The organism is Pseudoalteromonas sp. MEBiC 03607 (assembly GCF_004792295.1).
Lineage (GTDB): Bacteria > Pseudomonadota > Gammaproteobacteria > Enterobacterales > Alteromonadaceae > Pseudoalteromonas > Pseudoalteromonas lipolytica_C.
On record NZ_SRRY01000001.1, the window covers coordinates 1,990,295 to 2,011,069 of the forward strand.

Genomic DNA, 20,775 nt, shown 5'->3' on the forward strand with positions numbered 1-20,775 from the left:
AGTGTAATGAGATTACACAACACCACGCGGTAAACGACAATCGTGGTCTTTTTCAGCTAGGTTAACAATCCAAAGCTCTTCAGCTTTGTAACCATCATCGTTTGCTGTAACAACAGTAAACGGTGCTTTCTTAGCTGTTTTAGCCGGTGCAGCGGTTTTAGTTTTGGTTTTTTTCGCTGGTGCTTTTGGTGCTTCTTCTGCTTTAGGCTCAGCTGTTTTACCAGAAGTGAGCTCTTCAGTCAGCGCTGCAACATCAGCAAGGCGCAAGTTTTTGCCACCATCGATGCTATACCAACCAGGTTTTGTAGTGATTTCAGGTTTCTTACCATTCGCTGCTTCGTATGCTGCTTCGAAGGCATTTAACACTTCTGTTTTGTCTAGTTTGCTCATCAGAGACCCTATACGTTGTAAACACAGATTAAGAATATATATTTATACCTATTTTCAGCTTACTTTTCAATTTTTTGCGATTTTCCTTCCATTTTTCACTCATAAACGCCAAAATTTGCACAAAATAGAGGGTTGAAGGACGATTTTCATATGCAACGCAAACAATTTACTCAATTATTAAACGACATTCTTAAACCTGATTCTATCGCTGACTTTTGCCCAAACGGCTTACAAGTTGAAGGGGCGAGCGAGGTAAAAAAAATAGTGACGGGTGTCACAGCAAGCCAAGCATTGATTGACGCCGCTATTGCAGAAAATGCAGATACGATTTTGGTACATCATGGCTATTTCTGGAAAGGAGAGTCGCAGCCAATCACGGGCATGAAAAAACGCCGCATAGCAGCGCTTTTAAATAATGATATTAATTTATATGGCTATCACTTACCGCTAGATATACACCCTGAAATTGGTAATAACGCACAATTGGCAAATTTACTTGGTATTGAGTTCACTGGTGGGCTTGAATCTGGTCCAAATAGTGTGCCGGTAAAAGGGCGTTTAAAAACACCACTAAGCGGTGAAGAATTTGCCGATAAAATTGCGAAAGTACTTAATAGAGCACCATTAACTAGTTTGGTCAGAAAAGAAAAAATCGAAACCATCGCTTGGTGCACTGGGGGTGGCCAAGGGTATATTGATTTAGCGGCTGCTCAAGGGATTGATGCTTATCTTACTGGTGAGGCCTCTGAGCAAACGATTCATAGTTCACGCGAGCAAGGCATCGACTTTTTTGCAGCAGGACACCATGCTACTGAGCGTTATGGCATTAAAGCCTTAGGCGAACTTTTAGCTGAGCAGCATGGTTTTGATGTAACGTTTATCGATATCGACAATCCAGTCTGATTAAGTCTACAGCGCCTCTGGATCAATCCAGCGGCGCACACTTACCCAAGCACTGCCAATTTTTTCATGAGCGACTCTGGTAACGGCAACAAGTACATCATCATCTGGTATAAACTGCTTATACGTCGGATACTGACTAAAATCTTGGAAGTCAGTTGCCGCAGGGATCACATCAACACCTTGTGCATTAAATAAATCTTTCGCTCGCGGCATATGGCTTGCAGAGGTGACAAGGGCTGTTTTTTTATCGACTAAATAAATGGCAAGTCGCTTCGCTTCTTCAGCGGTATCCATTGCGAGGGGATTTTGCTTAATTCGGGAGCCTTTAATGCCGAGCGCTTTTGCTGTTTCAAACATGAGCTGGCTATTGGTGGTGTTAGCAAAACCGCCCCCTGATACATAGAGAGTGGCGTTTGGGTAGTGGTGGGCAAGCTTAACACCTTCAAGTAATCGAGCAAGCGCACAATCGCCTAACTGGTGATTAGCGGCAAGGCGAGAGTTGGGCATTATAGAGCAGCCAAGTACCACAATATTATCGAGTTTAGGGTGTTTTGCTTGGTTAAATTGCCATGCAGGGTTATTGCTTGCAGCTATCAGTGACTGACCAATAAATGGCGTGCTTATCAGCATTAAAGTTAAAATGCTAACAAAGCCCAAATAGAGTGCTTTGCGTTTATGGGCAATGGCTAAAAATACCATCACTAAAGTAAGCAGCCCCAACAACGGCAGGGGCATTAATAATGAGCCAATGATCTTTTTAATTTCAAACATGTATCAGCATTATTGTTTGTAACAGATGCAGCTATGTTAATTATTTTGCCTTTCTTTAGCGACCGTTATTTTGCTTACACGTATTTAAAAAGTGGCGATAAACAGGGTTATCTTTCATATTCTTTTTCATCGCTAAATACATAGGGCGAGTAAGGCCAAGTGCACCTAACGGAATCGACTTAATGAGTCCTTGGCTTTCATAAGGGGTGACTAGCCAATCTGGTAAAGCTGCAACACCCATTCCAGCGCTCACTAATTGGAAAATCAATAAACCTTGGTCAACAGTTTTAAGCGTGCCATCAAAGCGTGCATTTTGAATAAAATGTTTAAAGATATCTTGGCGCTCTCGCGGGATAGGGTACGAAATAATAGTTTCGTTTTTTAAATCAAGGGCGGTGACATAGGCTTTTTTTGCCAACTCATGATCCGGTGCAACGATTAATTTTAATTTAAAATCAAACAGGTGAGCATACTCAAGCTGATCGGGTTCACGAATATCAGAAGTCAGCACAAGATCTAACTCATCATTAATTAAATCTGGAATGGCGTCATAACTAAAGCCGCGCTCATAATCAATTTTGATATCAGGCCAAAAGTTATTAAATTCTTTGATAGTTGGTAGCAACCAATGAAAGCATGCATGACACTCAACACTTAAACGTAAATTTGAAATTGGCTGATTCAGGCTTTCTTTTAAACGACACTTTGTCGCTTCAACCCTCGGTAAAACCTCATTAGCAAGCTCCAGCAGTAACATGCCTTGCGGTGTAAAACGCACAGGCTGCGTCTTACGTTCGAACAGTTGGCAATCTAGCTTATTCTCGAGATCTTTAATTTGATGTGATAAAGCCGATTGAGTTAAAAACAACTCGCGGGCGGTATTGACCAAAGAGCCTGTCTCTTTAAGGGTCGCTATGGTTTTTAGGTGCTTTATATCAATCATCTTTAAAAAATCTCATGAAAAATGTGAGCCAAACTCAGATTACGAACATAGTACGCTTAAGAATTTGTTTTTTCAACGTCTAGACGTCTAAAATTAGTGGTTACTTTAACTGTTTTTTTACAATACGCTTTTTTACTGTCAATTGACATCGCTGTCATTGTTTTTTTACTTAACTTATATCAAAAAGCTATGAATATACCTCAAGTTGGTTTTTGGAGATCTCTTTAGGTTTTTGATTAGGGTTAACTCACTTCTCACTTAGGCAAAGCGACCTGACTTACAACTAAGATATTATTTTTAAAACTGTTATTATCGTGCAATCAGTACGATTTTATTTTTCAAAGGGATACCAGTGTTACGTACACTACTTTTAACCTGTGCTTGTTGGGTTATTCCTGCTCTCGCTGGCACTATTTATAGCCAGTTTCCAACAGAGATTGATCCGCATGAGCACTATGTTTTTTATTCCCATGGTTTTATCGTCGAAGGTAAAAACCCTAAGCCTGTTCACAAAACCTTTGGTGTTTATGACTTTATTGCGGTAAAAGAAGCACTTGCAGATGATAGTTATCATTTAATTGCCTATCACAGGCCAAAAGGTACTGAGCCATTTGCATTTGCGAAAAAACTTGCTGCAGATGTTGAAGCATTGATCAGCGCCGGTGTTGATGAGTCGAATATTAGTTTGGTTGGTTTTTCACGGGGCGGGGCATTGTCGATACTGGCAGCCAATGAGCTTAAACGCACACATATCAACTTAATTATATTGGCAGGGTGTGCAGGCCTAGTTAAAAAGCACTCTTCAGTTAAGGCTTACGGCAAAGTGTATTCTATCTTTGAGCGCTCAGATCAGGTTGGCTCTTGCCAGTTTTTAATTGATAGAAGTGCAGTAACTAAGTTCGAAGAACTAAGCATCAATACGGGGCTCTCCCATGGTGCATTTTATAAGCCAAAAGATGAGAGGCTGTTACCAATTAAAAAGTGGCTAAAGGATTAACTATGCCTTATTTATTGCTCGTTTTTGTGATCAGTGTTTTCGGCGTGAGCTCAGTAAGCCATGCTGAGCCATTTACTTTGCCACGCACTAATACTGTTTTAGTTAAAGATAAACATATCGAAAACGAATACCCCATTACAATTAAACTGCCACGCAGCTACCAAAAACAAAACCAGAAGCGCTACCCCGTTGTTTACCTGTTAGATGCAAACTACAGTTTGCCAATTGCCTCTGGCGTCAGTCGATTCATGATGAATTCGGGGGCGATGGAAGAGGTGATTATCGTCGCAGTAGGGTATCAAAAAGGTGTGCCGGGGCTTAATAGCCGTATTTATGACTATACGCCATTTGAAGATAAAAATTGGCAACGTAAAACTGGCGGAGCAAGCCAGTATCTAAACTTTCTAAAACAATCTGTATTGCCATATATTAAGGCTCACTACAGAACAAACCAAAAAAGTACATTAGTCGGTAACTCACTGGGTGGTTTATTTGCTTCCTTTACCTTATTTACCGAGCCTTCGCTTTTTTCAAGTTACATTATCGGCAGTCCTTCAGTGTGGTTTAAGCAGCATAGCCTTTTAGCTTTGCCTGTAGTACCAGCTGCCAACACAACAAAAGTTTACATCGCAGTGGGAGAACTTGAAGAAAGTGAAGGTGAAAAAATGGTGTCGGGTGCGAGGCAATTAGCAGCTAAAATTAATAAACAAAGCGGCGCGCTTGTTACAACAAATTTATTTGTTATTCCTCAGGCACGCCATGCAACCGCATTCCCAACAACGATTACCCAAGCCCTAGACTGGATTTACCAGACTAATACCAACCCGCAATAATACTTAATTAAGCGGATTGGTATCAGAGCAATTAAAGAGCGTGACACTTTTTATATTTTTTACCGCTACCACAAGGACACTCGTCATTACGGCCAATTTTAATATCTGCAACTGGCGTTATATCACCATCTAGGTAACGCCATAGGCCATCTTCTTTAATAAAACGCGACTTTTCGTGTAACTCACAAAACAAGTTTTGGTAAAAGTAATTTGCTTTAAATTCTACAAAACCTTCTTGATCATTATGTTCAGTATCTAAAACACTGAGTTTGGTAAATCGGCAGCTATTAGCAAAATCTTTAATTTCGCGAACCGGGTTTGCGGCTTGTTGGCTTTGTGCATAGGTGCTAAATACATATTTTGCATCTTTCAGCGCGTATGCACTAAAACGAGAACGCATAAGTTGCTCTGGCGTATCAGCTTGGCTTGCACCTGTATGAAAAGGTTGGCAGCAAAGCTCGTAAGTCGATTCGCTGCCACAGGGACAAAGGGAGTGTGTGAGTGATGTCATAACAACTTACCTAAAACTGTAAATTGTTATTTTAACAAGCCTATTGTGGCTGCGGTACTAAATTGTTTAATTGAGCGCTTTTTGTAAAGCAATAAAACTTAGCAGATGCCTGCTCAAGGTTTAAGTTCATCGAATCAAGTTGATGATTGTTTACAATATCTGTCCATGTGATCACAGCAGCAAAGTTACCGTTATGTAATGCTGAGCTAAGTACGTACTCAAGGTTTACTAAATGCTTTTGTCTGATCACAAGTAGTTTGCTGGTATCAATTGAACACGAATCTAATAATGCTTTGCTAGGAACATGATCAGGGGCAATTAATAGTGTCCATGCATTTTGGCTATTGTAATGATGCAATACTTTTAATAGCTCAAAGGTTGCTGATATTTCGTCTTCAATTTGAATTAAATTAACAGACGCTTTGTCGTTATCTTGTTGGTAGCTTTTAACTGTTCTTAAGGTAATTGGCTGTAACATAACTTTCACTCACTGGTTGTTTATACAGTATGTGTATACAGTAGTTTACACAGTGTTTTTGCGCAAGTACTTTTTTGCTATTTTTTAACCAATCATTCAGTTTTATGTTAATTAAATTTATTTAGTTCTTATTAAACAATGGGTTACTTTTTTGTTTTGGAAGGTCAAAAAGGTGAAAAATTTATCATTAAAATTATACAGTATTCTATACAGTACTGTATGAGCTACTATATTTTGCTTCTATACAGGTGTTTTGCATAAAAAAGCCGGTTTAAAAACCGGCTCTTTATCTTTGCAATTTTGCTATTTATCTAAATAGGTATTTAAAAACTCAAGATATGCGTTTGAGGCTTTAATGCGGTTTTCCTTTTTAGTAAAACCATGGCCTTCATCATCGAATAATACATATTCGACAGGCACATCATTTGCCTTTACAGCGGCAACGAGCTCATCGCTTTCAACTTGTAAAACGCGTGGGTCATTAGCACCTTGGATCACCATTAATGGCTTAGTGATGTTTTTAGCATGAAATAGTGGCGAAATTGCACGGTGACGCTCACTGTCTGTAGCGGGGTCGCCCATTTCGTCATACAGTGCTTTTTTAAAGCTTTCCCACCATGGTGGAATCGAGTTTAAGGTTCTAACCCAGTTAGTTACACCAAAGATATTAATGCCTACTTTGAACTCTTCAGGTTCAAAGGCAAGTGCTGCGGCGGTCATAAAGCCACCGTAGCTGCCCCCCATGATACCAATTTTATCGGCATCGACCCAATCTAGGCTTTGCAGGTGTTTTTTACCGTAAACAATATCTTGTAAATCATCAGTGCCATGTTTTTTATCATCTAAATGGAAGAAGGTTTTACCATAGCCTGAGCTGCCTCGGTTATTAACCGCAAAAATGGCATAACCATGATTGACTAGATGTTGCTGCATCGCACTATATCCAGTACGGCTTTGTCCACCAGGGCCGCCATGCACCCAAACTAAAGCAGGTACTTTATTGTTGCTGTTGGCTTGCTTAGGTTTATATAAAACCCCCGGGATTTCTAAACCATCAAAGCTCTTAAAGCGCACAATTGTGCTCTCAACTAAGTCACTTTGATTAATTGCATCACTTAATGTGTTAGTTAATTGTTTAGCTTTCGGCTCACCGACTTGCCACACAAATAAATTGCTTGGCGAGGTGTCTGAATTTAAATAAAACGCCATAGTTTTTTCATCAGCTGAAAAATTAACACCACGTAAGTTACCTGCAGGCAACGATGGCATAGCAATACCTTTACCTGTGGTGGTATCGATTATCGACACCTTAGTGCTGGCGTCGGCATTAACACCACTTACTTGATAACGGCCAGATTTAGAGAAGTATATAAAGCTGACATCCCACTCATCTTTGAGGGCAGGGCTGTGCTCGCCGGTAGTTAAGTCATAACGCCAAACTTCTGCAAACTCACCTTTAGCATCGGTTGAGTAATACAATGATTTACTGTCTCTTGAGAAGGTTTCTGGGCCATACTTAGCGTCGTCGTCATGACGGGTGATAAGCTCTGGTTTAAGGGTTTTTTTACGCGTATCGAGAATGAACACATCGCTGTCTTTGTTCGAATTGTTTTTCGATAAAGCAATAAAGCGGCCGTCAGGGCTTATAGCACCGACATCCAGCCCCATGGTATTTTGATAAACCGGCGTTACTTCATAGCTGTTAGCATCAACACGATATAGGTCCATAAACTTAGCATCACGCTGATTGCTGGTTATAAAAAAGTGTTTACCGTCTTCTGTGAAGCCTGCAAATCCTGCACGGGTTTCTTCACCTGGGGTGAGGTCTTTAACTGTGCCGTCTGTTTCGCGAACATAGATGTGATAACGCTCGTTACCACCTGAGTCTTTAGTAAATAGTACGCGCTCATCTTTAGGGAAATAAGCCACTGCATAAGTACTGTCTTCAAAGTCTGTTAAGCGGGTTTTTTTGGCGGTTTTTATATCTACTTCATACAGGCTATAAATGCCGCTTTCATCACTGCTAACGAGTATTTTGTCGCCTTTTGGTGAAAAGCTGCTGCCCATAATTGAGGTTGTATCAAAAAAGGTTTCAGCATCATACTGTTTAACAGTTTGGTTTTGTTGCACGCTTTCGGTGCTGCTTGTTGATTGGGTTGATTGTGAACATCCTGCAAGTGCAAGGCTGAGTGCACATGCCACGGCTGCTAGTTGAAAACTCGGTTTCATTGTAATTATTCCTTGTTAATTTTTCGTTATAAAGTGTTGCCTGTTCATAATCTAAACGCAAGTTTTACCCGTTCGATATTTGTTACAAATCATGTAAATAAATAGGGACATGAGTGTGATATTATTTTTCCACTATTAAAGGAAGTAAACATGATTGCAATAAACAACCTCAATAAACGTTTTGCCTCAGCCCACGTTTTTGAAAACTACAATAAGCAATTACAAAGTAAAAGAGTTTGTTTACAGGCAGCCAATGGCAGAGGAAAAACAACGCTACTGATGATGCTCGCTGGCCTAGAAGAGCCACAGTCAGGGCAGATTTTATACAATAATGAGGCATTAAAATCACCGCAAAACGATGCTTCAATTGCTAGCGACCGTATTGTGCTGCCTGATTTTTTAACTGCGAGGCAAATTATTGAACTTAGTTGCAAGGCATTAAAGAAAGACATACCAAAGCAGCTCATTACAGGTTTTAACTTTACAGAGCATCTCAACACTCGCTTCAGTTCTTTATCGAGTGGAAACCAAAAGAAATGCCAGCTTATTACTGCTTTTTTAAAGCAAGCCCCATTTTTACTATTAGATGAACCGAGTGCAGCGCTTGATCAAACAAGTATTCAATTTTTGCTGACCTTACTTGATGACTACTTAGATGATAAACCTAATGGGCAAGTCATCATTACAAGCCACGAACCTCAGGTGTTTATACAGCACGGTTTTGAGTGTACAGCATTATGATTGACTCTCTTGCTAGCTACGTGTCATTCCTTGCTTATCGATACTTAGCATATACGACTAACCTTAAAAGCATGCTGTCTCAGTTAAAGAGCTTTAGCTTGTTGCTCGCACTGTTACTTGGCCCTGCATTTCTTGGTATGGTTTTACTGTTGTTTTTAGGGCTTGGGAAAATAGTCGATAGCCATGCAGAACCCGCTTCTGGCGCCAAATTAGCATTGGTTTATCTTTTACTTGAATCGGTGATGTTATGGGCCATGGCGCCAGCCATTAAAAATGTGCAAAACAGGGCATTTCAGCGAAGCCTTTATAAACCCTCTTGGCGAGTATGTGTTGACTGCAAGTTATTATTTTTAAGTAATGTTTGGCTCATTGCGAGTTTATTAATAGCTGTAGATTTATCGTTGAAACAATGGCTACAAGTGCCTCATTTTATGATTTTTGTGTTTTTGCAGTGGCTATGTGGGGTATTTGTTCTTTATAGGCCAATTGCACTTTTTTATAGCTTGTTAATAAGCTCTGTATTGATATTACTGCCTGTTAGTTTATCTTCGCTGCAATACTATCTAGGATTTATTGCTATTTTCAGCTGTTCGACTTTAATCCCTTCTGTAAGAATTAGCCATAAGTTGAAAGTACACTCGTTTGCTTTATTTTGGCTTAGTTACTTTTTACAACACAGTTGGTGTTTAATATGGCGTGGCTCAGTTTTAGTTGCATGTTTGTTTTCTTTATTACAGCTAATAACAATTCGGAGTGACTTTAGTGATCTGATACAGGCTGCAGCTTTATCAGTATGTGTGTTGCTAATTAGCTCGTTACAGTTCGATTGCATGGCTGTTTTTAAAAAATATCGGTTATTCTTTCAAAGTAATAACCAAGACAAGCTGTTTTATGTAAGCCATTTTATACCGAGTCTTATATTTTTTGCTGTGGCTTTAATGGTAGTCATAAGCATGCTTGGCACTAACTTGATTTACATACCCATTGGCGCAGGCTGGTGTTTATTACAGCAATATATAGCGCAAAAAAAACCAGCGCAATTTGCGCTGGTTTGGTTTTTCATAACAATTGGAATTGTTTTGCTAGCTTAAGCAGCGTCTGCTTTTTTATCGCTTTCGCCACGGGCTACTTTACCAGCAACTAAGTCTGCTGGGTCAAAGTCGTCAACGTTAATAACGTCAAGACGGGCTTTTTCAACAGCCGCTAGTTTGTCGGCTTCAGCTTGGCTTAAAATGCCAGCTTCTAGGCCCATTTGCGCTACTTTATCAAGCTGGAAGAAAGGCAGTTTTACGCCTTTTTCACGGCATACCTTATCAAACAGCGGCTCAACTTCGAGAATGTCTTTAAGCGTTTGCTCTTGACGACCAACAAGGTTAAGTGGCTCGTTTTTAAGGTAAATGTAGTTAGCTAAACGGTTACGAGTTTCGCTTGGTACTTGTAATAAGTGCGCAAGTTTATGCTCAAGCTTATCAGTAGGTTTACGAACTGGACGACCGAATGGGAATAACATAATTTTTAGCATTGCACGAAGTGGTGCAGATGGCATGTTATTGATTAGGTCAGCAAGAGCTCGTTGACAGTGGTAAAGGTGATCTTGGCAGCTCCATTGAACTAGCGCAAAATCTTCTTTTTTACGGCCTTCGTCGTTGTAACGTTTAAGTGTTGCAGATACAAGGTATAAGTAGCTTAGTAAGTCACCTAAACGTGCAGAGATACGCTCTTTACGCTTCAATGAACCACCAAATACCGCCATGCTGATATCTGACATTAATGCTAATGATGCACTGAAACGTGACGCAACTCGATAAAACTCAGCTGTTTCGTCTTTGTACGGCGTACTTGTGAAGCGAGCATTCGTTAGTGCTAACCACTTAGTACGAACAAGGTTCGAAATAGTAAAGCCAACGTGACCCATTAATGCTTTATCGAATACTGCAAGCGCTTCTTCACGGTCTTCAATTGCACAAGCGCCTAGCTCAGTTAACACGAATGGATGACAACGAATTGCACCTTGACCATAAATGATCATGTTACGCGTTAAGATGTTTGCACCTTCAACAGTGATTGCAATTGGCGCACCTTGATAACCGCGACCTAGGTAGTTGTTTGGACCAAGCATGATGCCTTTACCACCATGAACATCCATGCCGTGAATTGTTGCTTCACGCATTTGTTCAGTTAAGTGGTATTTGATAATCGCAGATACAACCGATGGTTTTTCACCAAGGTCAACAGCACCGGTAGACATGCTAACGGCAGCATCAGAGCTATAAGCGTAGCCTGCAAGTTTTGCCATTGATTCTTCAACACCTTCCATTTGACCAATAGGTAAACGGAATTGACGACGAATACGGCTGTAAGAACCTGTTGCAAGCGCAATTGTTTTAATGCCACCTGTAGAGTTAGACGGCAAGGTGATTGCACGACCAACAGATAAACATTCAACAAGCATACGCCAGCCTTGACCAGCCATTTTCGGGCCACCAATGATGTAATCAAGTGGTACGAAGATGTCTTTACCGCGAGTAGGACCATTTTGGAATGGTACGTTTAGCGGGAAGTGACGACGGCCAATTTCGACCCCTGGGGTGTCAGTTGGGATCAGCGCACAGGTAATACCAGGTTCTTTATTATCACCTAGTAAACCGTCTGGATCTTGTAGTTTAAATGCAAGACCAAGTACAGTCGCAACAGGAGCAAGTGTAATGTAACGTTTGTTCCACGTTAGGCTAATACCAACAACTTCTTCGCCGTTCCATTGACCTTTACAAACAACACCGTAGTCAGGAATTGCACTTGCGTCAGAACCAGCTTCTGGTGATGTTAAAGCAAAACATGGGATCTCTTGACCACTCGCTAAACGTGGTAAGTAATGATCTTTTTGCTCTTTAGTACCATAGTGCTGAAGTAATTCGCCCGGACCTAATGAGTTTGGTACACCTACGATAGATGAAAGTAACGTTGATTTACTTGTTAGCTTTTGCAGTACACATGATTGTGCATAAGCAGAAAACTCTAAACCGCCGTATTCTTTTTTGATGATCATGGCAAAGAATTTATTATCTTTTAGATATTGCCAAACATCTTGCGGTAAATCAGTTAATTCGTGCGTTGCGTGCCAGTCATCTAACATGCTACACACTTCTTCAACTGGGCCATCAATAAACGCTTGTTCTTCGATAGTCAGTTTTGGTGCTGGGTATTGGTGTAATTTGTTCCAGTCAGGACGACCACAAAATAGATCCGCTTCCCACCACGTAGTACCTGCATCGATTGCTGATTTTTCAGTATCCGACATTGTCGGGGTTACTTTTTTAAATGCAGCAAAAATAGGTTTGATGATGTATTGTTGACGAATGCTTGTCACAGAAAGTGGCACAGCAACAAGTAAGAATAGTAGCCAACTGATTGCACCAAACGCGCCAGCAAAAGTGCCAACAAGTAAGGTCGCAATGGCAATACCTAAACAGGTATTCCAGCTCGATCTGTGGTAACTCGCCACACTAAGTAGCACGAGTAAACCAAGTAAAAATATGAGAGTCATTGATTATTCCTTAATAGAGGTCAGACCACCTCTTTTAGAGTAGCGCTACAACCATGAATTATCAAGAGGGGAACAAAGATAAAACGATGCTTTGTAAAACCTTTTAATGAGTAAACTGTATGAACAGTGCAAAAAAATTTACAGTGGGCTTATGACTATTTAGTTTATGTAAATGGTACACGTAAAAAGGTGTGTAAAATATGCACTATTTATCAGATAGTTCTGAAAATCTCAGCATAGCAGTTGCCATCTTTAGCGCTATGTACAACAATGAGCGCAGGCAGGGATCAGCCCATCATGCCTTTTACTTCGATTAGTTTTATAGGTTAATAGTTCTATGTGTGAGTTGCTTGGCATGTCAGCCAATGTACCAACGGATATTTGTTTTAGTTTTTCGGGCTTATTAGAGCGTGGTGGAAACACTGGCCCGCATAAAGATGGTTGGGGCATCACCTTTTATGAGGGTAAGGGCTGTCGCACATTTAAAGATCCCGAGCCAAGTTGCCAATCAGAAATTGCCAAACTCGTTAAAGCGTATCCTATTAAAAGTATTTCGGTGATAAGTCATATTCGCCAAGGTAATCGTGGCCGAGTGTGTCTTGAAAATACCCACCCATTTACTCGCGAGTTATGGGGACGTGAAATTACGTATGCACACAACGGGCAATTATCTAATTATCATGATTTAAAACCAGATTACTATCGACCTGTCGGTAACACTGACAGTGAACTGGCGTTTTGTTGGCTGCTCGATAAGATCCGCGAAAAATACCCTAAGCGGCCATCAAATATGGCGTCTGTATTTCGTTATGCGGCAAAGCTTGCCCATACGCTGCGCGAAAAAGGCGTATTTAATATGTTACTGACCGATGGTGTTTATGTGTTAGCTTATTGCACCAATAACCTACATTGGATCACACGCCGTGCACCGTTTGGCAAAGCGACATTAATTGATGCAGACATGGTGATTGATTTTCAAAAAGAAACCACACCGAACGATGTGGTTACCGTTATTGCAACACGGCCTCTCACCAATGATGAACGCTGGCAGAAAATGGAACCCGGTGAGTTTGCACTGTTTAAAATGGGCGAAAAAATTTAAATAAAAGATGAAGCGCTATTAAGGCGCTTCATTACTCACTTCATTTGTTACGGCGACTGGTGTGGTCACAGTGAATGAATTAAGTTGCACTTCAAATTGCTCTACGCCTTTTTCACCTTTCCACATACGCACGAGCATGTAGTCCATTTCTGGGGCAAACCAAGCAAGTGCTTGGCGTTTATCGTTATCATATAAGCGCTTAACTTTAATCGCTTCTACATTACCAACAGGTAACGAGATCACTTCGGTGCCGATAACTTCAAAGTCGTAATTGCGCAGGTTGCCTTTTTTATCAATCAATGGATACGATAATTGCGTTTTACCTTGTTTTAACTCTTCGCGCACTTGCACTTGGTAAGACAGTGAATCTTGAAAATCGTCAGACCAATCAAGCTTTAATGGGTATTTACTTTCGCTGCTTTGTACTTGTTTTTGCGCCGCATCAAATTTTAAGCTGTATTCTTTATCAGGCCCTGTGCCTGAGCGCTCCATGGTGTAACTTAGCGGAGAAATTTTTTGATCATGGTAAGTAAATTTAGATGTTTCTTTTCTTGAGTCAGAAAAAATCATCCATTCGATTTCGCTGTGATAAGTGATCACGTAGTTACCGTCGGCGGCTTTTTTAAGCTCGCGGATTGCTTTACCATGGGTTTCGCCTTTACGAAGTACATCGTATTTGGCTTCATATTGAGTGAGATCGCCAGCTAAAACACTGGTAGGAAGTAATAAAGTGCCCACACAAGCGAGTAGGGCACTTAAATTTTTATTCTGGATAGTGCGCGCCGTGTGCAGGAAGTTTCTTTTCGTCAAAAACTGCATAATCTGCTTCCATCTTGAGTCGTTGTTCACTGAACCACTTGATCACCAATGGATAGATTATATGTTCTTGCTGATGAACACGTTGTGCGAGTGTCTCTGCGGTATCGTTTTCGAGTACCGGCACTTTGGCTTGAAGAACAACGGGACCGCCGTCTAGCTCTTCTGTGACAAAGTGAACACTGACACCATGAACGTCATCTTTTGCATCTATCGCTCGTTGGTGGGTATTCAGCCCTTGGTACTTAGGCAACAAAGAAGGGTGAATGTTCAACATTTTTCCCTTAAATTTTTGCACTAAGCTAGGAGTAAGAATACGCATAAAACCAGCTAATACAACTAGATTTGGTTCAAAATTGTCAATAATGTCCATTAACTCAGCATCATAGGCCTCGCGCGAGTCAAAATCTTTATGGCTAAGTACACGTGTTTGTATACCTGCATTTTTTGCTCGTTCAAGGCCATAGGCGTCGGCTTTATTACTAATTACAGCGGCGATTTCGGCCTTAATCTCACCACGCGCACACGCGTCGATGATGGCTTGAAGGTTTGAACCGCTACCAGAAATTAATACAACAAGACGACAAGGGGTCATTAGTCACGACCACCTAAAATTTCTACTTGCTCTTCGCCTGCTTTCGCATCTTGGATCTCACCGATATGCCATGCATTTTCGCCAAGATCTTTAAGGATTGTTAAGCTTTGCTCAAGTTTGTCTGCTGGAACAACTAAAATCATACCAACACCACAGTTGAATGTACGGTACATTTCGTGTGTTGTGATGTTGCCGTTTTCTTGTAACCAGTTGAAAACAACAGGCCATTCCCAGCTGTCACCTTTGATAACTGCTTTTGCAGATTCAGGAAGTACGCGCGGGATATTTTCCCAGAAACCACCACCCGTGATGTGAGATAACGCGTGTACGTCAACCTGCTTGAATAGCTCAAGTAGTTGTTTAACGTAGATACGAGTTGGCTCTAAAAGGTGATCGCCAAGTGTTTTGCCTTCAAGCTCAGCGCTCGTGTCTGCGCCAGATACTTCAAGAACTTTACGAATTAATGAGAAGCCGTTTGAGTGAGGACCACTTGATGCAAGGGCGATTAATTGGTCGCCTGCAGCAACTTTAGTACCGTCGATAATTTTTGATTTTTCTACAACACCAGTACAGAAACCAGCCATGTCGTAGTCTTCGCCGTCGTACATACCTGGCATTTCAGCAGTTTCACCACCGATTAAAGCGCAGCCAGAAAGCTCACAGCCTTTACCAATACCTGTTACAACATCAGCCGCAGTGTCTACGTCTAATTTACCAGTTGCATAGTAATCAAGGAAAAATAGTGGCTCTGCACCTTGTACAATAAGGTCGTTTACACACATAGCAACAAGGTCGATACCCACTGTGTCGTGCTTTTTAAGATCGATTGCTAAACGTAGTTTTGTACCAACGCCGTCTGTGCCAGCAACCAGTACAGGCTCTTTATAGCCAGTTGGTAGTTCGCAAAGTGCGCCAAAACCACCGATACCGCCCATTACTTCAGGACGTCTGGTTTTTTTAACTACGCCTTTAATACGCTCAACAAGTGCATTACCGGCATCGATATCTACGCCCGCGTCTTTATAGCTAAGAGACTGTTTTTGTTCGCTCACAGGTTTTCCTCAAAAAAGTTGCATGTGGGTTGCTTAGAAACGCGCGTATTTTACAACAATTGCAATGGCGCGGCTAGTTGAAAAATCACTTTAACCGACTTGACAAGGACAGTTGTCCGGTTTTTTTGCTTTCAAGTTACAAGGCAAAAGTATCAAGTAAATGTCACTTTGACCTTGTAACTAGAGACTTCTCACTATTTGTTAAGCTTTCGCAGTTAAAATAGCGCGTAGGGGGGCTGGGTAACCTTCAATGGTTTTGCTAGTGTCATTTGGGTCTAAAAAGTCGACCAATGATTCGTTTTCCATCCACTGGGTTTTACGTTGTTCTTCAAGCGTTGTGATTGCACAGTCTTTAACTTGTACATCTTTAAAGCCAACGCGCTCCATCCATAGTTTTAATGCCGCGGTGCTTGGGATAAACCACACATTACGCATTTTTGCATAACGGTCGGTTGGCACTAAAACTGTGTGCTCATCACCTTCAACAACCAGTGTTTCAAGGACTAACTCACCGCCAGGACGAAGCTGCGCTTTTAATTGCGCTAAAAAGTCGATTGGTGAACGACGATGATATAAAACACCCATCGAAAATACCGTATCAAATGCTTTTAGCTCTGGCAGAGCTTCAACACCTAATGGCAATAAATGCACGTTTTCATCTTGGTGATAATGCTTTATCGCTTGAAATTGGCATAAGAATAAATCAGATGGATCGATACCCACCACAAAATTTGCGCCTTCACCGCGCATGCGCCACAAGTGATAACCTGAACCACAACCAATATCAAGCACAGTGCGGCCTTTTAACGGTTCAATATGAGGCAGTAAACGATCCCATTTCCAATCACTGCGCCACTCAGTATCAATCTCGATACCGTGTAAGCTAAATGGCCCTTTACGCCATGGCATCATGCGCTTTAATAAATGCGTTAACTGTTTTTGCTGACCTTCAGATAGCTCATCACCGGTACCGATTTGTACTTTATCCTGCAGGTTTACATGGTTTGTGCTTACCTCAGGTAAGTTTTTCAGCACTTTTTGCCATTTAGGTAAATCGCCGTGGCCGGCTTCTAGTTCCCAGTGCTTTAATTGACCTGGCAAAGTTTCGAGCCAGTGGCTAAGCGGGCTTTGTGCAATCGCAGCGTAAAATTGGTTAAACCATTGAGACATGAAATACTCTTTATATCGTTGTGATGATTACTTGATTGCAATCATCGAGCAGAAGTTAAAACATTGATACCACACTTGCGTTTGGCTAAAACCAATTTCACTTAATCGGTTTAAGTGGGTAGATAAATGATCAGGGCGCATGACATTTTCGATAGCTGTGCGCTTTTGGCTGATCTCAAGCTCTGAATAGCCGTTATGACGTTTAAAATCATGATGTAAATCAATGAGCAAATTATCGCATTGCTCATTTTCACCCCTAATTTTTTCGCTCAGCAGCAAAACGCCGCCTGGTTTTAAATTTGCGTAAATCTTTTCAAGCACCGCTTGGCGCTTTTCAGGTGGAATAAACTGTAGTGTAAAGTTCATCGCCACCACAGAGGCATTCTCGATGGCTAAATCGTTTATATCACCCAGCGTGACAGTGACTGGCACGTCAGAGCGAAAACCTTGTAAATGTAATTTACAACGCTCAACCATCGCTTCTGAGTTATCAACGGCAATAATATTACAGTTATCGGTGCGAATATTACGGCGCATACTTAACGTTACTGCACCAAGTGAACAGCCTAAGTCGTATAGGTTTGAATTACTTTGCGCGTATTCGCCAGCCAGTTTACCTATGGTGCTAACAATGGTTGCGTAACCTGGCACCGAGCGCTGGATCATATCTGGAAAAACTTCTACTACATGTTGGTCAAAGCTAAAGTCTTTAACCGCTTGCTCAGTGGCATAAATACTGTCTTTTTGCGTCACGTGAACAGTCTCTTTAAAAAATAATACCGCTATTTTAGCATTTTTAACTGGATAGTCAGTGATAAATTCAGTAGCTTGGCTAGAATTATCAATAACAAGTACAAAAAAGAGAAGTTTAATGACAAAAAGCAAAGTGATTAGTACAGAAGATATCTTATCAACTCTGTGTCATTCAGTGACTGGAGTTCTGTCTTCAGCAAGTGGTAATAGTATTAGTTATTCTGCCATGGTACAAAAAATAACCCGCACCTGTATGCGCCCAGATATTGGCTGTTTTGTATTGTTCGATGGTGGTTTTACTGGCCTTGTGGTAACAAACTTCACAGCCCAAGCAGCCATGGAAATCTACCATGACTATATGCGCAACATGGGTATGCCAGAAGACGAAATTGCACAAAGCCATTTATCAGATGATGTGGCAAACGTACTCGGCGAGCTGATGAACCAAATCGTTGGTGACTTTACGTCAAAAGTACGCGACCAGTTGCATACTTCTATCACGCAAAACCAACCTAAGATGATGGCGATTAATAAACAGGTGCAAATCTCTGTTGATACCACCATGGATAGACCACAAGCACGCCGTGTGACCTTCACTACAGCGAAGCAAAATATCTTCTATCTAGAGCTTGCAATGGATAAAACTGAATTTATCAAACTACATGATTTTGATATTTCAGAAGCCGTTGACCCAGATGACATCATCGAAAACGAAGCTAAACAAAAAGCTGAAAAGCAAAAAGCATCATCACAAGCAGACGATGCCGATGATGATTTTATGGCAGAACTTGGTTTGTAACCTAACGACTTGAGCTGTCAGCCATCAGCTTTCAGCCATCAGCTTTCAGCCATCAGCTTTCAGCCATCAGCTTTCAGCTTTCAGCTGTCAGATAAAATAGAGGCGCGGGTCAGACCGCGCTTTTTTGTTTTTAAAAGGCTATAGCACTTAGTGTTTTATGTTGAGTTTATTTCAACGCTGAAATTCAATTGAGGGTACTAAGCCCTAAGTTTGAAATATGGTTTTGCAGCTTTCATTAAGTTAATCTTTTGGTGTGTAATACATAAATTAATCTACTGAAATAACTCAATAGGCAATTGAATTGAAATTTAATCACATATACCAAGATGTTATTGTCAATGAAGTGAAGTTAAAACGCTCTGGGAGTGAGTTTCAAGTGTTTGTGACATTCCAAACTCAATCGGAGACTTTACATGTTGTACTTAATGGAGTCCGAGAGATTGATAATATTTCTGATTTGTTAGAGGCAAAACAACTTTGGCTTGAAGATAGCGAATCTAATCAAGCTGAGTATGGAAAATTTAACCTTGGTATTTCACATGAGAGTTACACGGAAATTTGCTTTGACTCATTAGGTTAAGGGACTTGTAAGCTACCTTGGTATAAAAAATACTGCTTGGTAGCAATTGCTTACATTCTTAGGTTGAGGAAAATAGTGCTACAAGAATTAGAAAATTGAAGAAATTCAAAATTTAAAATTTTGACAATTGAAAATCTCAAGGTGGTTCTTTCTGCTCAATTGGGTGAGCCAACTAAAGCTCAATACATTGAAATTAAGGGCAATGGCCTTATAGCAAGGGCAACACTTTGGGAAAATGGTAACCTTGTATTAAAAGCAGTTAGTTGTCAGTCTGATAAGCAGGTAATTTTAAAACACCTGAATTCATGTGAGGCATGGCAAATTGACGATGAACTTAACTGGTGGTTGAGCCAAATTGTTATTTACGAATCCTCATAATCGATGCAGTTGAGTAACTAGTCTTGGCTCAAAACTTACAGCTTAAAGCTTTGAACTTAAAGCTCGTTTTAAAGCCTACATTCATCCAATTTATGCTTTACTCATAAAGCCTTAAATGGATTTGATGATTGCATGAATTACTTAAAAAACTTTATAACTAAATTTGTTTTCATGATGCAGAAGCGGCCGGGGTTGATGGCGGTGTTGGCTTTTTGCAGTGGTGTAGCAAGCTATGTCTTTGTTGAGCGAAAAGAATCGTTTTCGCAACTTATCTCTATTTTATTATTAGTCACTTGGTTATGGTTGTTAATAGATAACTGGCTAAGAGATAAAGTAGAGGAGCGTTTTGGTGTGGCGGTGTCGCCCAACGTGATGCGCTTTGCGCTGCAAGTTGTGCAGCAAGAAAGTTTGTTTTTTGCTTTACCATTTTTCTTGGCGGTGACTACTTGGGACCATGGTCAGGCCGCGTTTACCGCTTTAATTATTCTTTGCGCGTTCGTTTCTGTTGTTGACCCCCTCTATTATAAAAAGCTTGCAAGGCACAGTGTGTGGTTTAGTGTGTTTCATAGCTTTTCTTTGTTTGTCGTGCTGTCGGTTACCTTGCCTATTTTATTAAAGTTAACGACCAGCCAAAGTTTTGAAATTGCACTGATAACAGCGGTTATTTTAACTGTCCCTAGTCTTGGCAATTTGATGCCCAATGCGAAATGGTGGCGTTTTCCGTTGTTGGTGTTATTGCTTTGTACATTAGGTGTTGGGCTTTGGCAATTGCGTAGCTTTGTGCCACCTGCGGCACTGCGTTTAACGGATATGAGCATGTCGTATCAGCTTGATGAACAAGCCCGTAAACCGCTTTCGCCAATAACAGAACTCACCGAGCAGAGCTTGCATGAAAAAGGTCTATATAGTTTTAGTGCAGTTAAAGCACCGCTAGGGCTAAATGAAAAAATCTTTCATGTTTGGGTGCATAATCGTAAAGAAGTTGACCGCATAGCCTTGGATATTTCTGGTGGTCGTAAAGAGGGTTATCGAGCGTGGAGCCATAAAACGAATTTCCCTGCTAATGCTGCAGGGAAATGGGTCGTTAAAGTGGTTACCGAGTCTGGGCAGCTGATAGGGCAAAGAAGATTTGAGGTTACTGATGTCTAGCTGTCAGCTTTCAGCCGTCAGTTTTTAGCTGATCGAGATGG

At 40.9% G+C, this 20,775-nt stretch carries 22 protein-coding genes; 10 read left to right on the forward strand and 12 right to left on the reverse strand.

Features of this window, described 5'->3' with window-relative positions:
- Window positions 1–12: 12 nt before the first annotated feature.
- Window positions 13–390: a hypothetical protein gene (locus E5N72_RS09185; protein WP_063706001.1), complete on the reverse strand. Its 378-nt coding sequence runs from the start codon at window positions 388–390 to the stop codon at window positions 13–15.
- A 150-nt stretch (window positions 391–540) separates the two neighbouring features.
- Between E5N72_RS09185 and E5N72_RS09190 the strand changes: the two genes are divergently transcribed.
- The gene (locus E5N72_RS09190; protein ID WP_135924173.1) at window positions 541–1,293 is read left to right on the forward strand and encodes a Nif3-like dinuclear metal center hexameric protein; all 753 of its coding nucleotides are present in this window, start codon (window positions 541–543) and stop codon (window positions 1,291–1,293) included.
- Between the two features lie 6 nt (window positions 1,294–1,299).
- Here the strand turns inward: E5N72_RS09190 and E5N72_RS09195 are convergent, their stop codons facing one another.
- Window positions 1,300–2,064, reverse strand: a complete 765-nt coding sequence (locus tag E5N72_RS09195) for a YdcF family protein (RefSeq protein ID WP_135924174.1) — start codon at window positions 2,062–2,064, stop codon at window positions 1,300–1,302.
- 55 nt (window positions 2,065–2,119) lie between these two features.
- Window positions 2,120–3,007: a LysR substrate-binding domain-containing protein gene (locus E5N72_RS09200; protein WP_054551603.1), complete on the reverse strand. Its 888-nt coding sequence runs from the start codon at window positions 3,005–3,007 to the stop codon at window positions 2,120–2,122.
- Between the two features lie 352 nt (window positions 3,008–3,359).
- Between E5N72_RS09200 and E5N72_RS09205 the strand changes: the two genes are divergently transcribed.
- Together E5N72_RS09205 and E5N72_RS09210 are read left to right on the forward strand one after the other, a co-directional pair.
- On the forward strand, window positions 3,360–4,004 hold the full coding sequence (locus tag E5N72_RS09205) for an alpha/beta hydrolase (protein WP_240704508.1): 645 nt from the start codon (window positions 3,360–3,362) through the stop codon (window positions 4,002–4,004).
- Window positions 4,005–4,006: 2 nt separating this feature from the next.
- Window positions 4,007–4,837, forward strand: a complete 831-nt coding sequence (locus E5N72_RS09210) for an alpha/beta hydrolase-fold protein (protein WP_135924176.1) — start codon at window positions 4,007–4,009, stop codon at window positions 4,835–4,837.
- Between the two features lie 31 nt (window positions 4,838–4,868).
- Here E5N72_RS09210 and E5N72_RS09215 read toward each other — a convergent pair whose 3' ends face one another.
- The 3 genes from E5N72_RS09215 to E5N72_RS09225 form a co-directional block, all read right to left on the reverse strand.
- A complete protein-coding gene (locus E5N72_RS09215) occupies window positions 4,869–5,348 on the reverse strand; it encodes a YchJ family protein (RefSeq protein ID WP_135924177.1) in 480 nt (159 codons plus the stop codon).
- A gap of 40 nt (window positions 5,349–5,388) precedes the next feature.
- Window positions 5,389–5,826, reverse strand: coding sequence for a SulA-like leucine-rich domain-containing protein (locus tag E5N72_RS09220; protein WP_054551944.1), 438 nt, complete (start codon window positions 5,824–5,826; stop codon window positions 5,389–5,391).
- 303 nt (window positions 5,827–6,129) lie between these two features.
- The gene (locus E5N72_RS09225) at window positions 6,130–8,055 is read right to left on the reverse strand and encodes a S9 family peptidase (RefSeq protein ID WP_135924178.1); all 1,926 of its coding nucleotides are present in this window, start codon (window positions 8,053–8,055) and stop codon (window positions 6,130–6,132) included.
- Window positions 8,056–8,205: 150 nt separating this feature from the next.
- Between E5N72_RS09225 and E5N72_RS09230 the strand changes: the two genes are divergently transcribed.
- Together E5N72_RS09230 and E5N72_RS09235 are read left to right on the forward strand one after the other, a co-directional pair.
- The gene (locus E5N72_RS09230) at window positions 8,206–8,796 is read left to right on the forward strand and encodes an ATP-binding cassette domain-containing protein (protein WP_135924179.1); all 591 of its coding nucleotides are present in this window, start codon (window positions 8,206–8,208) and stop codon (window positions 8,794–8,796) included.
- On the forward strand, window positions 8,793–9,887 hold the full coding sequence (locus E5N72_RS09235) for a DUF6136 family protein (protein ID WP_135924180.1): 1,095 nt from the start codon (window positions 8,793–8,795) through the stop codon (window positions 9,885–9,887). Before E5N72_RS09230 ends, E5N72_RS09235 begins: the two co-directional genes overlap by 4 nt.
- On the opposite strand, the gene fadE is transcribed toward E5N72_RS09235, so the two are convergent.
- Window positions 9,884–12,340 (reverse strand): acyl-CoA dehydrogenase FadE, encoded by a 2,457-nt coding sequence (gene fadE / locus E5N72_RS09240; RefSeq protein ID WP_135924181.1) that lies wholly within the window; start codon window positions 12,338–12,340, stop codon window positions 9,884–9,886. The genes E5N72_RS09235 and fadE overlap by 4 nt on opposite strands.
- A gap of 337 nt (window positions 12,341–12,677) precedes the next feature.
- On the opposite strand from fadE, the gene E5N72_RS09245 reads away from it, so the two are divergent.
- Window positions 12,678–13,442 (forward strand): class II glutamine amidotransferase, encoded by a 765-nt coding sequence (locus E5N72_RS09245; RefSeq protein ID WP_054551596.1) that lies wholly within the window; start codon window positions 12,678–12,680, stop codon window positions 13,440–13,442.
- A gap of 18 nt (window positions 13,443–13,460) precedes the next feature.
- Here E5N72_RS09245 and E5N72_RS09250 read toward each other — a convergent pair whose 3' ends face one another.
- The 5 genes from E5N72_RS09250 to cmoA form a co-directional block, all read right to left on the reverse strand.
- Window positions 13,461–14,261 carry a DUF3108 domain-containing protein gene (locus tag E5N72_RS09250; RefSeq protein WP_135924182.1) on the reverse strand — a complete coding sequence of 267 codons (801 nt, stop codon included), beginning with the start codon at window positions 14,259–14,261 and terminating at the stop codon, window positions 13,461–13,463.
- Window positions 14,206–14,853, reverse strand: a complete 648-nt coding sequence (gene purN / locus E5N72_RS09255; RefSeq protein ID WP_135924183.1) for a phosphoribosylglycinamide formyltransferase — start codon at window positions 14,851–14,853, stop codon at window positions 14,206–14,208. Before purN ends, E5N72_RS09250 begins: the two co-directional genes overlap by 56 nt.
- Complete coding sequence (gene purM, locus E5N72_RS09260; protein WP_063705981.1) at window positions 14,853–15,905, reverse strand: phosphoribosylformylglycinamidine cyclo-ligase; 1,053 nt, start codon at window positions 15,903–15,905, stop codon at window positions 14,853–14,855. Before purM ends, purN begins: the two co-directional genes overlap by 1 nt.
- Before the next feature lie 201 nt (window positions 15,906–16,106).
- Window positions 16,107–17,075, reverse strand: coding sequence for a tRNA 5-methoxyuridine(34)/uridine 5-oxyacetic acid(34) synthase CmoB (gene cmoB / locus E5N72_RS09265; RefSeq protein WP_135924184.1), 969 nt, complete (start codon window positions 17,073–17,075; stop codon window positions 16,107–16,109).
- 27 nt (window positions 17,076–17,102) lie between these two features.
- Complete coding sequence (gene cmoA, locus E5N72_RS09270) at window positions 17,103–17,828, reverse strand: carboxy-S-adenosyl-L-methionine synthase CmoA (RefSeq protein WP_063706202.1); 726 nt, start codon at window positions 17,826–17,828, stop codon at window positions 17,103–17,105.
- Window positions 17,829–17,946: 118 nt separating this feature from the next.
- Between cmoA and E5N72_RS09275 the strand changes: the two genes are divergently transcribed.
- From E5N72_RS09275 to E5N72_RS09290, 4 genes are all read left to right on the forward strand, one after another.
- A complete protein-coding gene (locus E5N72_RS09275; RefSeq protein ID WP_054561772.1) occupies window positions 17,947–18,627 on the forward strand; it encodes a DUF3334 family protein in 681 nt (226 codons plus the stop codon).
- A gap of 301 nt (window positions 18,628–18,928) precedes the next feature.
- The gene (locus E5N72_RS09280; RefSeq protein WP_058585274.1) at window positions 18,929–19,207 is read left to right on the forward strand and encodes a hypothetical protein; all 279 of its coding nucleotides are present in this window, start codon (window positions 18,929–18,931) and stop codon (window positions 19,205–19,207) included.
- Between the two features lie 120 nt (window positions 19,208–19,327).
- Window positions 19,328–19,585 (forward strand): hypothetical protein, encoded by a 258-nt coding sequence (locus E5N72_RS09285; protein ID WP_135924185.1) that lies wholly within the window; start codon window positions 19,328–19,330, stop codon window positions 19,583–19,585.
- Window positions 19,586–19,717: 132 nt separating this feature from the next.
- A complete protein-coding gene (locus E5N72_RS09290; protein WP_168246728.1) occupies window positions 19,718–20,734 on the forward strand; it encodes a DUF5924 family protein in 1,017 nt (338 codons plus the stop codon).
- The last annotated feature ends 41 nt before the right edge of the window (window positions 20,735–20,775 follow it).

Coding starts and splice junctions, on each gene's coding strand:
- E5N72_RS09185 (WP_063706001.1), bottom strand. CDS start 390: ATGAGCAAACTAGACAAAACAGAAGTGTTAAATGCCTTCGAAGCAGCA.
- E5N72_RS09190 (WP_135924173.1), top strand. CDS start 541: ATGCAACGCAAACAATTTACTCAATTATTAAACGACATTCTTAAACCT.
- E5N72_RS09195 (WP_135924174.1), bottom strand. CDS start 2,064: ATGTTTGAAATTAAAAAGATCATTGGCTCATTATTAATGCCCCTGCCG.
- E5N72_RS09200 (WP_054551603.1), bottom strand. CDS start 3,007: ATGATTGATATAAAGCACCTAAAAACCATAGCGACCCTTAAAGAGACA.
- E5N72_RS09210 (WP_135924176.1), top strand. CDS start 4,007: ATGCCTTATTTATTGCTCGTTTTTGTGATCAGTGTTTTCGGCGTGAGC.
- E5N72_RS09215 (WP_135924177.1), bottom strand. CDS start 5,348: ATGACATCACTCACACACTCCCTTTGTCCCTGTGGCAGCGAATCGACT.
- E5N72_RS09220 (WP_054551944.1), bottom strand. CDS start 5,826: ATGTTACAGCCAATTACCTTAAGAACAGTTAAAAGCTACCAACAAGAT.
- E5N72_RS09225 (WP_135924178.1), bottom strand. CDS start 8,055: ATGAAACCGAGTTTTCAACTAGCAGCCGTGGCATGTGCACTCAGCCTT.
- E5N72_RS09230 (WP_135924179.1), top strand. CDS start 8,206: ATGATTGCAATAAACAACCTCAATAAACGTTTTGCCTCAGCCCACGTT.
- E5N72_RS09235 (WP_135924180.1), top strand. CDS start 8,793: ATGATTGACTCTCTTGCTAGCTACGTGTCATTCCTTGCTTATCGATAC.
- fadE (WP_135924181.1), bottom strand. CDS start 12,340: ATGACTCTCATATTTTTACTTGGTTTACTCGTGCTACTTAGTGTGGCG.
- E5N72_RS09245 (WP_054551596.1), top strand. CDS start 12,678: ATGTGTGAGTTGCTTGGCATGTCAGCCAATGTACCAACGGATATTTGT.
- E5N72_RS09250 (WP_135924182.1), bottom strand. CDS start 14,261: ATGCAGTTTTTGACGAAAAGAAACTTCCTGCACACGGCGCGCACTATC.
- purN (WP_135924183.1), bottom strand. CDS start 14,853: ATGACCCCTTGTCGTCTTGTTGTATTAATTTCTGGTAGCGGTTCAAAC.
- cmoB (WP_135924184.1), bottom strand. CDS start 17,075: ATGTCTCAATGGTTTAACCAATTTTACGCTGCGATTGCACAAAGCCCG.
- E5N72_RS09275 (WP_054561772.1), top strand. CDS start 17,947: ATGACAAAAAGCAAAGTGATTAGTACAGAAGATATCTTATCAACTCTG.
- E5N72_RS09290 (WP_168246728.1), top strand. CDS start 19,718: ATGAATTACTTAAAAAACTTTATAACTAAATTTGTTTTCATGATGCAG.